The organism is Tardiphaga sp. P4_G1 (assembly GCF_056401215.1).
In genome coordinates, this window is record NZ_JBFUJU010000001.1 from 326,804 (window position 1) to 341,616 (window position 14,813).

General features: G+C 57.8%; 16 protein-coding genes. 10 read left to right on the plus strand and 6 right to left on the minus strand.

Features of this window, described 5'->3' with window-relative positions; translation table 11 throughout:
* Positions 1-116: 116 nt before the first annotated feature.
* On the plus strand, positions 117-551 hold the full coding sequence (locus AC1DUY_RS01575; protein ID WP_439058453.1) for a hypothetical protein: 435 nt from the start codon (positions 117-119) through the stop codon (positions 549-551).
* A gap of 43 nt (positions 552-594) precedes the next feature.
* On the opposite strand, the gene ppk2 is transcribed toward AC1DUY_RS01575, so the two are convergent.
* A complete protein-coding gene (ppk2, locus tag AC1DUY_RS01580) occupies positions 595-1,395 on the minus strand; it encodes a polyphosphate kinase 2 (RefSeq protein WP_439058452.1) in 801 nt (266 codons plus the stop codon).
* Between the two features lie 36 nt (positions 1,396-1,431).
* Positions 1,432-1,887: a hypothetical protein gene (locus AC1DUY_RS01585; RefSeq protein ID WP_089264212.1), complete on the minus strand. Its 456-nt coding sequence runs from the start codon at positions 1,885-1,887 to the stop codon at positions 1,432-1,434.
* A gap of 158 nt (positions 1,888-2,045) precedes the next feature.
* Here AC1DUY_RS01585 and AC1DUY_RS01590 point away from each other — a divergent pair, with 158 nt between their 5' ends.
* The 8 genes from AC1DUY_RS01590 (at position 2,046) to AC1DUY_RS01625 (ending at position 10,423) form a co-directional block, all read left to right on the plus strand.
* A complete protein-coding gene (locus AC1DUY_RS01590; protein WP_439061629.1) occupies positions 2,046-2,489 on the plus strand; it encodes a hypothetical protein in 444 nt (147 codons plus the stop codon).
* On the plus strand, positions 2,482-3,714 hold the full coding sequence (locus AC1DUY_RS01595) for an HlyD family secretion protein (protein ID WP_439058450.1): 1,233 nt from the start codon (positions 2,482-2,484) through the stop codon (positions 3,712-3,714). The genes AC1DUY_RS01590 and AC1DUY_RS01595 overlap by 8 nt, the downstream gene beginning before the upstream one ends.
* 11 nt (positions 3,715-3,725) lie before the next feature.
* Entirely contained in the window at positions 3,726-4,145 is a 420-nt protein-coding gene (locus AC1DUY_RS01600; protein WP_439058449.1) for a hypothetical protein, read from the plus strand.
* Positions 4,146-4,234: 89 nt separating this feature from the next.
* A complete protein-coding gene (locus AC1DUY_RS01605; RefSeq protein WP_439058448.1) occupies positions 4,235-5,038 on the plus strand; it encodes a DUF2092 domain-containing protein in 804 nt (267 codons plus the stop codon).
* Between the two features lie 466 nt (positions 5,039-5,504).
* Positions 5,505-7,328 carry a sensor histidine kinase gene (locus tag AC1DUY_RS01610; RefSeq protein ID WP_439058447.1) on the plus strand — a complete coding sequence of 608 codons (1,824 nt, stop codon included), beginning with the start codon at positions 5,505-5,507 and terminating at the stop codon, positions 7,326-7,328.
* Between the two features lie 116 nt (positions 7,329-7,444).
* A complete protein-coding gene (locus tag AC1DUY_RS01615) occupies positions 7,445-9,049 on the plus strand; it encodes a DUF3300 domain-containing protein (protein WP_439058446.1) in 1,605 nt (534 codons plus the stop codon).
* On the plus strand, positions 9,046-9,969 hold the full coding sequence (locus AC1DUY_RS01620; RefSeq protein WP_120289544.1) for a DUF2950 domain-containing protein: 924 nt from the start codon (positions 9,046-9,048) through the stop codon (positions 9,967-9,969). The genes AC1DUY_RS01615 and AC1DUY_RS01620 overlap by 4 nt, the downstream gene beginning before the upstream one ends.
* On the plus strand, positions 9,953-10,423 hold the full coding sequence (locus AC1DUY_RS01625; protein WP_120289546.1) for a hypothetical protein: 471 nt from the start codon (positions 9,953-9,955) through the stop codon (positions 10,421-10,423). Before AC1DUY_RS01620 ends, AC1DUY_RS01625 begins: the two co-directional genes overlap by 17 nt.
* 485 nt (positions 10,424-10,908) lie before the next feature.
* Here AC1DUY_RS01625 and AC1DUY_RS01630 read toward each other — a convergent pair whose 3' ends face one another.
* The 3 genes from AC1DUY_RS01630 to AC1DUY_RS01640 all read right to left on the minus strand — a co-directional run bounded on the left by AC1DUY_RS01630 (position 10,909) and on the right by AC1DUY_RS01640 (position 13,029).
* Positions 10,909-11,838 (minus strand): DUF4344 domain-containing metallopeptidase, encoded by a 930-nt coding sequence (locus AC1DUY_RS01630; protein WP_439068454.1) that lies wholly within the window; start codon positions 11,836-11,838, stop codon positions 10,909-10,911.
* Between the two features lie 352 nt (positions 11,839-12,190).
* Positions 12,191-12,454, minus strand: coding sequence for a hypothetical protein (locus AC1DUY_RS01635; protein WP_120289550.1), 264 nt, complete (start codon positions 12,452-12,454; stop codon positions 12,191-12,193).
* A 374-nt stretch (positions 12,455-12,828) separates the two neighbouring features.
* Positions 12,829-13,029 (minus strand): hypothetical protein, encoded by a 201-nt coding sequence (locus tag AC1DUY_RS01640; RefSeq protein WP_439058444.1) that lies wholly within the window; start codon positions 13,027-13,029, stop codon positions 12,829-12,831.
* On the opposite strand from AC1DUY_RS01640, the gene AC1DUY_RS01645 reads away from it, so the two are divergent.
* Positions 13,019-13,420: a hypothetical protein gene (locus tag AC1DUY_RS01645; RefSeq protein ID WP_439058443.1), complete on the plus strand. Its 402-nt coding sequence runs from the start codon at positions 13,019-13,021 to the stop codon at positions 13,418-13,420. The two genes, AC1DUY_RS01640 and AC1DUY_RS01645, sit on opposite strands and share 11 nt — an antisense overlap.
* 514 nt (positions 13,421-13,934) lie before the next feature.
* Here the strand turns inward: AC1DUY_RS01645 and AC1DUY_RS01650 are convergent.
* Positions 13,935-14,804, minus strand: a complete 870-nt coding sequence (locus AC1DUY_RS01650; protein WP_439058442.1) for a formate/nitrite transporter family protein — start codon at positions 14,802-14,804, stop codon at positions 13,935-13,937.
* Positions 14,805-14,813 lie beyond the last annotated feature (9 nt).

Below are 14,813 nucleotides of genomic sequence, written 5' to 3' on the forward strand. Positions count from 1 at the left end.
CCGAGGATGGCTTCCCGGTCGGCCATGCCATGTCCGGCCGACTTTTCACCGTGTTCGGATAGTTCGCGATGATCTTGGCCCAAGAAGTCAGTTTCACAACCAGAAGGGAATGAACCATGCGAAAATTTAGCGTCTTTGCCGTTGTAGTCGCGGTGCTTGCTGGAGTCGTCGGCTTCGCCACGCCATCAAGCGCGGATATGGGCCAGGTTGCTGTGATATTTACCAAGGGTGGCTTTATTGTCGGGGTCGGCGGCGGCGAGGGCGTGTTGAGGTACCGCGGAAAAACCTATCCCTTTACCGTCTCGGGCATGAGCGTGGGTTTCACGATTGGTGCATCTACCACCAAGCTTATCGGTCGCGCGATCAATTTGAAGGGGCCCACATCAATTGAAGGCACCTACGGAGTGGTCGGAGCGGGTGGGGCGGTGGTGGGTGGCGCTGGAGGCGTGCAATTGCAGAATGGCAATGGCGTGATCCTGCAGCTCAGCGGCCCCAAAGTTGGCGCTGAGCTATCCGCCGCTGTTGGCGGCGTCACGATACGGTTGAAGTAAGCCGGCGTCGAACGGGGCTGCGCACTGCGCGGCCTCGTTTCTTTTAGTAACGATTTTCGACGAACTTCATTCGACGGAGGCTGGCCTGATCGTTGTAGCGGCCCTTGTTGGAACGCTTCGACAGCCTAATCTTCTTTCGCGCAATCTTCTTGTATGGGATCGTCTTGAGGATATGCGATATGATGTTGAGCCGAGCCCGCCGCTTGTCGTCGGAGCGGACCAATCGCCATGGCGCATGCCTTGTATCGGTCGCCTTGAACATCATGTCGCGCGCTCGGGAATAGTCGTACCAGCGCCCAAATGACTCGGTGTCCATCGGGCTTAGCTTCCATTGACGGAGAGGATCCTCGATGCGTGCCTTGAAGCGCAGCTCCTGCTCCTTCATGCCGACTTCGAGCCACAGCTTGATCAGGATGATCCCAGCATCCACAGCGAATTTCTCGACCAGCGGGCACAATTCCAGGAAGCGTTTGTGTTCAGCCGGGCTGCAGAAGCCCATCACATACTCGACGCCAGCGCGGTTGTACCAGCTTCGGTCGAAGATCACGATCTCGCCGCTTGCCGGGAACTGCTCGATGTAACGTTGAAGGAATAGTTGAGACTTTTGGCGGTCAGACGGTGCTGGCAGGGCGCAGACGCGGAAGACCCGCGGACTCACCTTCTCGGTGAGGGCTTTGATGGCGCCGCCCTTGCCAGCGGCATCGCGTCCTTCGAACAGAACGATGACTTTTAGATTATTCGCTTTAACCCAGTCCTGCAAATGGCAGAGTTCGACCTGGAGCTTTCCTAACTCCTTCTCGTAGTCCTTGCGCTTTAATCGCTCCCTTGGCACGTCAGCTGACATGTCACAGCTCCAACATGAATCCGATGCGAACCACGCTCAATCTCCCCAAGAAATTGTGATGGCAATGTCGCCGGGTATGCCTCCCGGATAATCGATGGTCTGGTAGCCGATACGATAGCCGCGTGGCTGCAGATAGTCGCTCCAAAGCTGGAAGATCTCACTTGGAATTCCCGTAAGTGTTTTCTCCCACCCCTTTTCTTGCTGATTGATTGCGCGACCCTTGTCGGTGCACAGCGAGTTGGGAAAGCGATAGACCTGAACTTCCGTCAAACCGTTTCGTACCGCCCGCTGGATTATGGTTGACGCAAGCTGAACCTTTTCGGCTTCGCTCTTGCCGGACGGTTGGCTGAGTCGCTCGATCAGCGCGCGCTTCTCGGCCTCAGCCGCCGCGGCGAGGCGGGCGTACTTTTCCACCGCTTCGGCTTCCTTGAGGGCGGCCTCTTTACGGATCTGCGTGGCGTTGGGGATGAGATCGTCGATGCTACGAGACATGATTGATTGCTCCTGGTGATTGTCGGCTTCGGCGCTGCCACAAGGTTATGTACGGGTGGGTGTGTTTTATTGATCCAAATCAAGCAATCCGCTTCGTGGGGAGGCACGATGGAGCGCATGGCTGCGGAGCGTCCGGGCGTCCGGAAGGGAGAGAAGCCTTGAACGAACAGTTGCACCCCGCAGCTCCTCATCATCTGCCATTCTTCGTTCCCGGTGCCGACGGAGCGGATACCCTGATGGTAGTGATGGGATTTTTTCTCGTAGCGACAGTGCTATGGGCCGGTACGTTGTACTGGAAGCTGCACAGTCTACCCGAGCGCATGGCCCACAAAACACAAAAACTGCAGATGGAGATCGTAGCGGTCCTTGGACTGATCTCGCTGTTCACTCACATGCATATTTTCTGGGTTGCGGGATTGTTGCTCGCCATGATCGACCTGCCGGATTTCGGTACGCCGATGCGCAGCATTGCCGATTCTGTCGAGCGCATTGCAAATGCTACGCCGGGTGCACTTCCCGCTGAAGCCGAGGTTGACCCTGTAACCGGCGGCAAGCTCGGTGTTCAGGCCTTGATGAAGGAAGGGTTACACGACCATGCTTGAACTCATGATCTGTTCACTGGTTACCATCCTTCCAGATTATCTCTATCGCCGCTACCGGCAGGGAAAGCGGTTCGGCAAAGAAATCACTTTCTTCTCTGTCTGGTATGAACTGAGGTGGGGAATCACTGGCTGCCTGATGTTGACGATCGGGCTGATCACGATGATCTTCTATTTTCATCCATCCACAACGTCGGCGGCGATCTACTTCCGGACGGTACCAATTCTCCCTGAGGGCTCCGGTCGTGTCGCTGAGGTGAATGTCGGATTCACTGCTAATGTTAAGAAGGGCGATGTTCTGTTCCGACTGGATAGTTCGACGCAGAACGCAGCACTGGAGACCGCCAAGCGAAAAATCGCTGAGGTGGAGGCGTCGCTTATTTCGGCACAAACCGACATTGCCAAGGCGGATGCCCAGATCGCTGAAGCAAGAGCGTCGCACCAGCAGGCCAAAGATGAACTGGAAGTCAAGACCGAGCTGCAACGTCGAAATCCAGGCATCGTACCACAGCGCGATATCGAGAAGCTCCAGGTACTGGTGGATCAACGGCAGGCCGGTATCGATGCAGCGACAGCGGCTAGGGAATCTTCGCTGTTGCGCGTTTCCATTCTCCTGCCGGCTGAGAGAGCAAGCGCCGAAGCTGCGCAGGCACAAGCGCAGGTGGATGTCGATAAGACCTATGTGCGAGCGGGCGTCGATGGTCGCGTTGAACAATTCCTCGTTCGCACCGGCGACGTCGTCAATCAGTTGATGCGGCCGGCCGGAATCCTGATACCTGACGGCGCAGGCCGCAATAGTCTACAGGCAGGATTTGGCCAGATCGAAGCCCAGGTGATGAAGCCTGGTATGGTCGCGGAAGCCACTTGCATCTCGAAGCCGTGGGTCATCATTCCGCTGGTCGTCACAAGCGTGCAGGATTTCATCGCCGCCGGCCAGTTCCGGTCCGGCGAGCTTTTGATCGATCCGCAGAACCTGCAAAGGCCCGGTTCAATTCTCGCCTTTCTGGAGCCGCTCTACAAAGGTGGCCTCGAGGGGGTTACGCCGGGTAGCGCGTGCATTGTCAACGCCTACACCAGTAATCATGATGTCATTGCCGATCCGAAAACCGGCGCAGTGAAGGCATTTCTACTGCACGCCGTAGATGCGACCGGGCTTGTACATGCATTGCTACTGCGAATCCAAGCGTTGCTGTTGCCCATCAAGACACTGGTGTTGAGCGGCCACTGAGAAGAGATACAATGATCACGCTTCAAAAACTTGTCGTCCTTGCATCGATTGCGACTTCTGCTGCATTGCTGGCACCGCAGAGTGCAAAGGCGATCGAACTTGCTGGTGCCTGGGCGACAAGCGCGGATCAATGTAACAAGGTATTTACCCGCAAGGGACGTGCGAAACAGATCGCCTTCACGAGTTTCTCTGGAGTGTATGGCGGCGGATTTATCGCTGAGGCGGATCGCTTAAGGGGAAAACACGAGATTTGCAAAATAGCGTCCAAGAAGGAAAGCGATCGAACGATCAATCTGATCGCTGCTTGCGCCTCGAGCATTATGCTTTCGCACGTCCAATTCATCCTGAACGTGGTCGATGAAAACACGATATCTCGCGAGTTTCCGGGAATGGTGGATATGAAAGTGACATACCATCGTTGTCAGATTTAGCGGATTAACGTTCGACGATAAGCTTGACCTGGATCAACAGAAGGCGACGTGGCTTGTGGCTGGGTGAGGTTGATCAACGGAGAAATGCTATGAACAAGAGAACGCAGTTTCGTGGTAAGGTTAATTTCTTTGCAAATGTGACTGTGGTCGCTACCTTCATCGCATTCGCGGCCCAGCCGGCGAGAGCGGACGATCCCGCAAAATTGCTTAAGGCAATGGCCGACTACACGGCCGCGCAGAAGTCGATCTCTGCGACGTTCGAGAGTGATATCGAGGTCGTGACACCAGAGCTGGAGAAGATCCAGTTCACGAGCTCTGGAAAGCTGCAGCTATCGCGACCGGACAAGCTTCGGATCAGCCGAACGGGCGGTTACACTGACGTCGACTTAATTTACGACGGAAAGACTGCGTCGATCTATGGCAACAATGCGAAGGCATATGTGCAGGCCGACATTGTCGGGTCGATCGATCAACTGGTCGACCTGATCCAGGCGAGATCGGGCGCTGCAATGCCGGGAACGGACTTGCTCCTTACAAATACCTACGACGTATTGATGTCCAATGTCATCCTGTCCCAGCACATCGGGCAAGGTATGATCGATGGTGTCGAATGCGAGCATCTTGCGTTCCGCGGTGTTGATACTGACTGGCAGATCTGGATCGAGAGTGGGGCGCGGCCTGTCCCTCGGAAATATGTGATCACCAGCAAGGCTGTGGCCGGGGCGCCGCAATACACATTACGGATCAGAGACTGGAAAAACGATGCTGTCGCGGATGCCGACACGTTTGTATTCAAGCCACCTGCCGGCGTGACGAAGGTCGATCTGGATTCCAGCGCTATGGCTGAGTTCGATGAAGTCCCCCCCGGCACACCATCAGGAGCAAAGAAATGAGATCAGTGCCAAAGGTGATTATGGTGACCGCCGCCCTCACGTCGTTTGCAGTGGGGTGGTCGTGGAGTGGCGAAGACGTCATAACGCGTGGAGTGTTCTCCACTGCTGAGGCCAGAGTTGGGCGACCGCTGACGCCGATGAGCTATGCGGGTGTAGCGCGCCGAACCACGCGCCGGGCCGTCGCCGTAGGCGCTGCAGGCGTTGCAGCCGGCGCCTACTATGGCTCATCATGCAGGCAAGTCGTGGATGCTTATGGGCGGGTCACGACGGTCTGTTGAGATCTGGGCTGCCTGGCCGGCTGTTGCAGAAACTCGCATGCGCTGACACTGTATAACGGTGACAGTTTGCGGGTCTCTGACGGTTGGGGAAGAGGATGAGACGACGATTCCCTATTGTTGTCTTATATCTACAAAGTTTAATCGTGCGTCGCTTAATCGTGCGTCTCTGTGTCTGCGTTCTGGTCTGGATGTCGGTTCAGCTGCAACCTGTCGACGCTACTGAGCGCAGCGAAGTAAAGCGCGTGCTGCTGCTGCATTCGTTCGGCCGGGAATTTCGTCCCTGGAGCGAACATGCAAGGAGCATCAAGGCAACGCTCGAGCGGCTATCGCCGTGGCCGCTGGACATCCAGGAACATGCGCTGCTCACGGCGAGGCTCAATAACCCGGGTCCGGAAGCACCGTTCGTCGACTATTTGAACTCGCTCTACCATGGCCGTCCACCTGATATCGTGTTGAGCATCGGAGCGCCGGCGGCAAGATTCGTTCAGAAGTATCGCGAGCAACTTTTTCCCGAGGCACCAATGGTTTTGACGGTGGTGGAGCAGCGGCTGGTCAACCGCGTGAACGTCACAGACAACGATACCGTCATCTCGGTCCGCAATGATTTTCTGGCCGCGTTCAAGAATATTCTTCAGGTCATGCCGGAAACTCAGACGATTGCCGTCGTGATCGGTGCCTCAGCATTGGAGAAGTTCTGGCTTGAGGAGCTAAAAAGGGAACTGAAGCCGTTAGAGAAGCGGGTCGCCTTTGTCTATTATGCCGATCTTCCGTTCACGGAAATTCTCAAGAGAGCGTCTGCGCTTCCGCCGCACACCGTCCTGTTCTGGGGCTTGATGTCTATCGACGCTGCCGGTGTCAGCCATGAAGGCGACCTTGCCTTGCGTAGCCTTCATGCAGTCGCCAATGCGCCGATTTTCTCCTACCAGGAAGCCTTTTTCGATCCAGAAACCGTTGGCGGCCCGATGCATTCAATCGCCGAAACCAGCAGGCAGACTGTCAACGCCGCGATTCGAATCCTTGGTGGCGAGAAGCCGGGGAACATCAAAGTCGAGCCGATTGAATTCGCTGCGCCGAAATTCGACTGGCGGCAAATGCAACGCTGGGGCATCAACCAGAGCAATCTGCCGCCGGGTAGCGAGATCCTGTTTCGCGAGCCCGATATTTGGGCGCAGTATCGCTGGCAGATTCAGCTGATTGCAGCCGTGATTCTGATCCAAACGGGGTTGATCAGCGGCTTATTGCACGAACGTCGCCGGCGACGCCTTGCCGAGATCGAGTCACGACAGCGGCTGGCGGAACTTGCGCACGTCAACCGCTATTCGGCCGCCGGAGAGTTGACGACCTCTATTGCGCATGAGCTGAACCAGCCGCTTGGCTCCATTCTTACAAATACAGAGACAGCGGAGCTTTTGCTGAAGGGGGCCTCTCCGGATCTTGCCGAAGTCAGGGAAATCCTTGCCGACATCAGGCGTGATGATCAACGGGCCAGCGAAGTGATCCGCCGGCTCCGCAGCGTACTGAAGAAAACGCCGTTCGAGGTCCGCGATATCGATTTGAACGATACGGTGCGGGAGGCGATCGGGCTTGTGGAAGCAGTGACTGATCGACGCGGCATTGCGCTAAGGTTTGGTGCCGCTTCGGGCGATTTGTACGTCAAGGGCGATCCGGTTCAGCTGCAACAGGTCATTCTCAACCTGATCATTAATGCAATGGACGCAATCTCCGATGCCGACGATAAAGAGCGCGAAGTCAACATATCGACGGCCCGGCTGAACGCGTACGCCGAAATCAAGATTAGCGACACCGGTCCAGGAATCGTGGTCGCGGATATCCGGAGCATCTTCAACCCATTCTTCACGACCAAGGCGCAAGGCTTGGGTATGGGACTCGCCATCGCCCGTACTATCGTAGAGGCGCACCGAGGGGAGATCTCTGCCGCAAATCAAGTATCAGGCGGCGCGCTGTTTGTGATCAAAATCCCACTCGCTCTCGCGCAGTCGTCCACGGCATGAAGTCAGAGATCCTCCAACGTCGCGGTCACTGGAAATTCGGCTTTCCTTGATCTTGATCAAAGGACCTTCTTCCCTTCCGTCGATGTTTGCTGCAGGGAACCCCGAAGGAGGGTGTGATGTTCTGCTGCCGCAAGATTCTGTTCGCGCTTGCACTGGTGATGGCGATCCCTGTCGCTGTCTCGGCCCAGACGGTTGACAAGGCAGCCGCTCCAGACGTTCCGGCGAGCCGACCAACGCCGAGCGTCGAGCTGCTAAAGCCAGAGCAACTTGAGGCGCTGGTCGCACCCATTGCGCTTTATCCCGACGAACTGCTCGCGAATATCCTGGCAGCATCGACCTACCCGCTGGAGGTAGTGCAGGCGGATCGTTGGGCCAAGGAACGCAAGTCGCTCAAGGGTGACGCGCTGAAGGAAGCGGTCGACAAGCAGGCGTGGGACGACAGCGTCAAGGCTCTGGTCAGCACTCCGGACGTCCTGGCGATGATGAGCGACAAGGTCGATTGGACAAAGAGCCTCGGCGATGCGGTGCTCGCTCAACAGCCGGATGTCATGGATGCGATCCAGCGGCTGCGGGCGAAAGCCTATGACAACAAAAAGCTCGTGACCACCAAGCAGCAAAAGGTCAGCGTTAAGGCCCAGGAAAGCAAGCAGGTGGTCGTGATCGAACAGGCGGATCCTGCGGCGGTTTATGTACCGTATTACGATCCGGCAACGGTGTACGGGACCTGGCCCTATGCGGAATATCCACCGTATTACTTCGGGTACCCGTCCTATATCGGCGCGGGTGTTGTCGCGGCGGGTGTCGCCTTCGGCACCGCATGGGCAATCGGGCGTTGGGGCAACTACTGGGGCGGTGGCTTCAACTGGGGTAACCGCAACGTCTATGTCAACCATCGCACGACCAATGTTGGAAACGGTTGGCAGCACAACCCGGCGCACCGCCAGGGCGTGCGCTACAACAACGCTAACGTTCAGCAGCGCTTCAGCAACAACAATCTGAAGGCGGGCGCCTCGAACCGGATGGATTTCCGTGGTCGCGACGGGCAGCAGGTGCTGCGTCCGAACCAGGGCGCTGGCGATCGCGCGGGAGATCGAGGCGGCGTTGGCGCCGGCACACGAGATCGGCCGGGAGGTGGAGATCGCGCCGGCGTTGCGGACCGGGCCAAAGGCGGCGCCGATCGCGCGAAGGCTGGCAATCGCGCCAAAGGCGGCGGTGATCGTGCGAAGACTGCCAACCGCAGCGGGGCCGGCGCGGCCGGGCGTGGCGGTGGAAATCGTGGCGGTGCAATGAATGTGTCGTCCGGCCGCGCGGCGGCGGCGGCGTCTGCACGCGGGCGGGCCAGCATGGCGAGCATGCCGCGCGGCGGCGGCGCAAGCTTCGCTGGTGCGCGCGGAGGCGGCGGCTTTCATGGCGGTGGCGGCGGTGGTTTCCGTGGCGGCGGCGGCGGTGGGCGGCGGTCTGACATCGCTCTGAAGCATGACGTTGTCCTGCTCGGCCATCTCGCCAACGGTCTCGGCTACTATCGCTTCAGCTATCTCGGCGGCCAGAAGGCCTATGTCGGCGTGATCGCGCAGGAAGTCGAAAACGTGGTGCCAGATGCCGTGAGGCGGGGCAGCGACGGCTACCTGCGGGTGAAGTATGAGGCGCTCGGTCTGACGTTCCGCACCTATCGGGATTGGCTTGCAAATGGCGCAAAAATCCCTTCGGAGATGTCGCCATGATCGTTTGGACGTCAATCCATCGCGCTGCATCGACAACTGCGGCGGCTGTCGTGGCGCTGGCTCTCATGGGCTCGGTGTCGGAAGCGCAACAATCCTTTCCAACGCCGGAGGCTGCTGCAGCGGCGCTTGCCATCGCGGTCAAGGGTGACGCTAGCGATATTCTAAAGGTCCTCGGCAAGGCAGCCGATGACATCGTGTCGTCCGGTGACGAGGTGGCCGACGCTGACACGCGTCTGCGCTTCACGTCCATGTATGACGCCAAGCATGCGATCAAGACGGAGGGCAACAAGAGAGCTACCTTGATGCTCGGTACGGACGACTTTCCGTTCCCGATTCCACTCATCAACACCAAGACAGGTTGGGAGTTCGATACTGAAGAGGGCCGCATCGAGGTCCTGTATCGCCGGATCGGCCGTAACGAACTTGATGCGATCCAGACCAGTCTCGCCTATGTCGACGCCCAGAACGAATATGCCGAGAAGGATCGCGGCGAGGGCGCTGGCGTTTATGCACAGCGGATTGTATCGACGCCGGGCAAGAAGGACGGGCTGTTTTGGCGTGATGATGGCGATCCGAGCCCGTTGGGTGCGTTGGTCGCAGAAGCTTCAACTGAAGGCTACCAGGTCGGTGAAAAGCCGCAGCCGTATCACGGCTACTACTTTCGCATACTGAAAGGACAGGGGGCCAATGCTCCCGGCGGCGCGCTGATCTATTTGGTGAAAGGCAAGATGATCGGCGGCTATGGACTAATCGCCTGGCCTGCCGAATACGGAAATTCCGGCGTCAAGACGTTCGTGGTCAATCATGCCGGGACGGTCTACGAAAAGGATCTCGGACCGCAGACCGACCGGATCGTGAGGCGCATGTCCTTGTTCGATCCGGACCAGACCTGGAAGAAAGTCGATGCAGAAAAGCCCTGAGCGCGGGATATCTGCTTTGCGTCTGCTCGTGATGCATCTGACGGCGGTTGTACTGCTCACATCGACTGTTCCGGTGACGCCGTCCCGGGCTCAGGCATCCGGCTATGTTCGGGTAAAGCTGTTGAAGGCGGGGCTGGTCTTGGGAGCGGGCGGCGGCAGCGGCATCGTGACATATCGCGGCCGGGACTATCCATTCAGGGTATCCGGCCTGAGTCTCGGGTTTGCAGCGGGAGTGTCCGTCATTCGACTGACAGGATGGGCCTCGGGCATAAGGCAGATCAGGGACTTTGCCGGCACCTATAGCTCTGTTGGGGGTGGAGGCGCCTTCGTTGGCGGGATGGGCGGCGTTCAACTAACGAATGGGCAGGGTGTAAGGATTGCCTTGCGCGGACCCCGCGCGGGAGTGGAGCTTGCTGGAAATATCGGCCAGATCACAATTTCCCTGAAGGAGTGACGAGCGGATAGTCACGACGTAATCGGTTTGATTTCGTAAGAGGTGCGCACTCAGTATGAATTTATCGAAAGCGCCTGAAAGGCCTTATCTATTCTTGGTGCGGTCCGCAGAAATTGGCTGGGGATTAGTGCTGTCACGTAAACTATCCACTATTCGCGGTAAGGCCTTGATCTGCCGACAGTGCCCCTGGGTGTTCGCATTTCTGCTGTTCGCGCCGTCTGCTGTCACTGCTCTCCCGCTTACTTCGTTTCGCTATGAGACGCAGGCGCGGGAGCATTGCCATGAAGATACTGTTGTTTGGCTCGATTATCGCGACGAGGTCTATTACCTCAAGCGGCAGAGAAAATACGGGCGAGGCATGACGGGAAGTTTCGGTTGCGAGAAAGAAGCTCGGGGTAGTGGTTTTCGACGATCGCTTCTTGGGAGACGGTGAACGCCGATTCGCCGGGATGACCGACTACAGCGGGACGAGGATAAAATCTATCCTACTGGCGATTCAGACGCGTACGGCGGGCGCTGACGGTTCTCGTCCAAACCTCATGAAATTTCCTGGCTGAAGTCTTGTCGATATGCGGACCGATCAAGGCCGTCATAGCGAATGTGAGATCGTCGTAGTCGATCTCGCAGGTTTCGGCTCGCTGCTTAGGCAAGATGTCGTTCGCGACGATATCGGCAAACAGCTTCTTGTCCGCGCCGTAAGCGATACACAAAACATTGAAAGCTCGCTGGGCCGGCATCGAATGCTCGTCCGAGAACTTATCGCGAGAGGACAGGGGCTCCGCTTCCGGAAGCTCCTTTGCGCGAAGATAGGCTGCGCCGAGGATCATTCTGCGGGCCTCGGCTTTGCTGAGCCGGAGCATGACGTAAGCGGAGAACTGATCGGCCGCATCCTCCTCCCGGCCGATGACAGGGATTTGCAGCATGTCGAAAACAGCATGTCCGGTCTCGTGCAGGAAAACGTCGAGCGCTGGACCGAGAATTGTGTCGGCTTTGGAGACCCCAGCAGGGAGATCGCGCGTCGTCGCATTCTTCAGAATCTCTGCCAGCAGTTCGTAGCACAACGTGACGACCTCATCTCCGTACCAGGCATCGGGAACGCCGTCGCAACTCGCGACTTTGAGTGTGAGCGGATGGGGAAGGCGGAGAGGGCTCAGCAATTGCTGCAGGAGTTCAAGGGCTCGGCCTTGCTTGATCTGATCGTAGATCGCTTGGTGCGACGGATCTGTTGGCCGAATATACTTGTATCGGATCTGGTCAGGCTTGGCTCGCGGCGCAGCATCTACGCTGCCGATGGCGGCCATGGCGCCGAGGAGTATTGCGGTCACTGCGGCAAGCGATCGGCTCAACAAGCCGCTCCGTACTACATCCGAAACGGTCGTCCGATGGGATTGCAGATGGTCGACCTGTGGCGACATGTTCGACCTGCTTTTAAGGGGTCTCTTCGCTCTTCGAGCAGCTCTCTCGTTCGCTTGATGCGGGCGGAGACGTTCGCCAGCCTTGCATCGACTTACGGCTTGCGAGTACAGGACTATCCGCAGGGTTTGGGCAACAGAGATTTGATTTTCAAGAATGGCGCGTTGAATTTGAGCTATCATCTCAGTTGTTAGAAGTGCGCCCGCGAGCAAGCGGCAGCCGCAAGCGCTTTACTTGCCGGCCCGCGCCGGGTGCCAGGGCGTGCTGGCATGCAGATCGCGGTGGCCTGGAAGCTCCGCGACCGCAATTATGAGAATGGCGACAACGAGCCGGGCAGCCGCGGCATACCGACGTCTACCGTCTCACCCCGACGCGATTGACGCCACCATTCATGTTGCCACCGGCGTTATGACGAACCGCAGCGCGCGCCACCGGACGTGCCCTAAGCGCGACGCCCGCGCGGGCAACACAACCTGAAGGATAGCTGACGTATTGGCAATAAACGACCGCGTTGGCTGGCGCCGGATTGAGAGTGAGGCCTGCAGACCCCAACAGGGCGCTCGCAATAATACCGGCAATAGTCGCCGACTTGATTGATGGACTTTTCCTCGGGTGCATGGCCGCACTCCCTCTTTCACGCTTGCGTCACCGAAGGGTGACTGGTGGAGACGCCTGTGGGGCGCGTTACTATAGCGTGAATGCTTGAAGCTCGCAGACGTTGACCTAGATCAAAGGTTTTGTCTCCGACCCGACCGGCGGCACCGTTGCCAAAGATGACGCGCTGTGGCGCTACTGCTGAGAGTCGGGAACGCGATTCATCGTCATGGGTCCGCAGGTTCTGTGGAGGGGACTGAGTTGGGACTGTGCGACCGCAACTGTTGACGATATGTGGCTTGAGAAAGGCCGTGGTTTTAATGCAAGGATAATACGCTGCCATGGCGACTGATCCAGCAGCCAAGCAAAATGACATGTACAGCAGACATGGAAAGCGGTCACTGATTTTTCCATGACTTCGGTGCTTCTGCGCGAAGCGCCGACGGCACGCTCAGACCGAGTTGCTTGGCGCTATTGACGTCGATGGATAATTCATACTTCGGTGCTAATGGGTTTGCGGATGCTGGCGTCGAGCAGTAGCTGAATCTTTCGACCGCCGTAGGGAGGACCGAGACGATGAAAATCACTTTGGCGACCATCGCACTGCTCCCGATAATCGTGACGGTGCAGATGCAGATGCAGACGCTGACGGACGCCGAATCGACGTTCCTAGACCAACTTGCTACCGCAGCCGCGGTGCTCGAACAACGGTGCACCGGCTACGAGGCCAATGGCGTCGGCGGCGTCCAACAAGGGGCCAAGCTTCTCGGGAGCGCTGATGCGGCGATGGCAATGATCGAAGCTTATGACGCTGCTATAAAGGCCCACGATGCCAAGGATTACGACCGAAGTAAATTCCGTCCTGAAGTATCAGAGGCGGCTGGAAAAACGACCAATCGAGTGCTCGCGGCCTTGAGGAGAACGCCTAAAGTGGCGTGCGCCGATTACGGCGACATAAGCGTGGAACACGGCATGCTAAGGAGGTATTGAACTGCCGTGCCGACGCCGTGACAAGAATTGTGTCGGCTTTGGAGACCCCAGCAGCAGAGAGATCGCGCGTCGTCGCATTCTTCAAAATCTCTGCCAGCAGTTTGTAGCATAATGTGACGACCTCATCTTCGTACCAGGCGTTGGGAACGCCGTCGCAACTCGCGACTTTGAGTGTGAGCGGGTGGGGCAGGCGGAGAGGGCTCAGCAATTGCTGCAGGAGCTCGAGGGATCGGCCTTGCTCGATCTGATCGTAGATCGCCTGGTGCGACGGGTCCGTTGGCGCAACATACTTGTATCGGATCTGGTTGGGCTTGGCTCGCGTCGCTGCATCTACGCTGCCGACGGCGGCCAAGGCCGCGAGGAGCATTGCGGTCACAATTGCGGTCGCTGGGGCAAGCGTTCGGCTCAACAGGCCGCTCCGTATCGCGTCCGAAGCGGTCGTCCGATAGGATTGCCGATGGTTGGGCTGTGGCGACATGTTGGTAAGCCGATTCGAGCGTGGAGATTGCGCCTGTTATTTCTGATCTCGGTCCGATGCGCCGAACGCCGCACGATAGATTGCCCAGTAGGCGACACCGACAAAGCCGGCGCCGCCTATGATGTTGCCGAGCGTTACCGGCAACAGATTGTGGAATATCGCGGACATTGTGATGGATGAAGTGTCGAAATTCGCTGGCGCGTGACCGGTCTGGACTAGCAGCCACGCCAGGGGGAGGAAATACATATTGGCAACGCAGTGTTCGAACCCGGCTGCTATGAAAGCAGACACCGGCAGGATGACTGCAACGATCTTGTCGGTAACTGACCGGCCAGCATAAGCAAGCCACACCGCCGCGCAAACGAGCACGTTGCAAAGGATGCCTTTGAAGAACAGTGTCATCATATCGGGGCGAATTTTTCCGGCGGCCGTATTCAGTATCGAAAGGCCGATGCGGCCATCATTCATGTCCGGGTGATGAGAGAGAAAGACCAGTACAACCAGTCCAAGTGATCCGAGGAAATTTCCGAGATAGACGATGGCCCAGTTGCGGAGCATCGCCGCCGTAGATACCTTTCCGCTCGCCCACGCCATCACGATCAGGTTGTTGCCCGTGAACAACTCGGCGCCTCCAACTAGAACAAGCGCAAGTCCGAGGGAGAACACTAACCCGCCGACGACGCGCACAGTGGCGAAGCTGAGATCTGCGTCGCTGGCAATGATCGTGTAGTAAAGGGCGCCGAAGCCGACGCTACCGCCCGCGATGACCGCCAGCATGAAGGAGGCCAGGAACGGTAGCGCTGCCTTCTTTATACCGACCTTTTCTACAGCTTCCTTGATTTCTGCCGGGCTGTAAGCCTGCAGATTGAAGATAGCCGGTTGCGGCGCGGGGGTCCGATCGGGCATTCCTGCTTC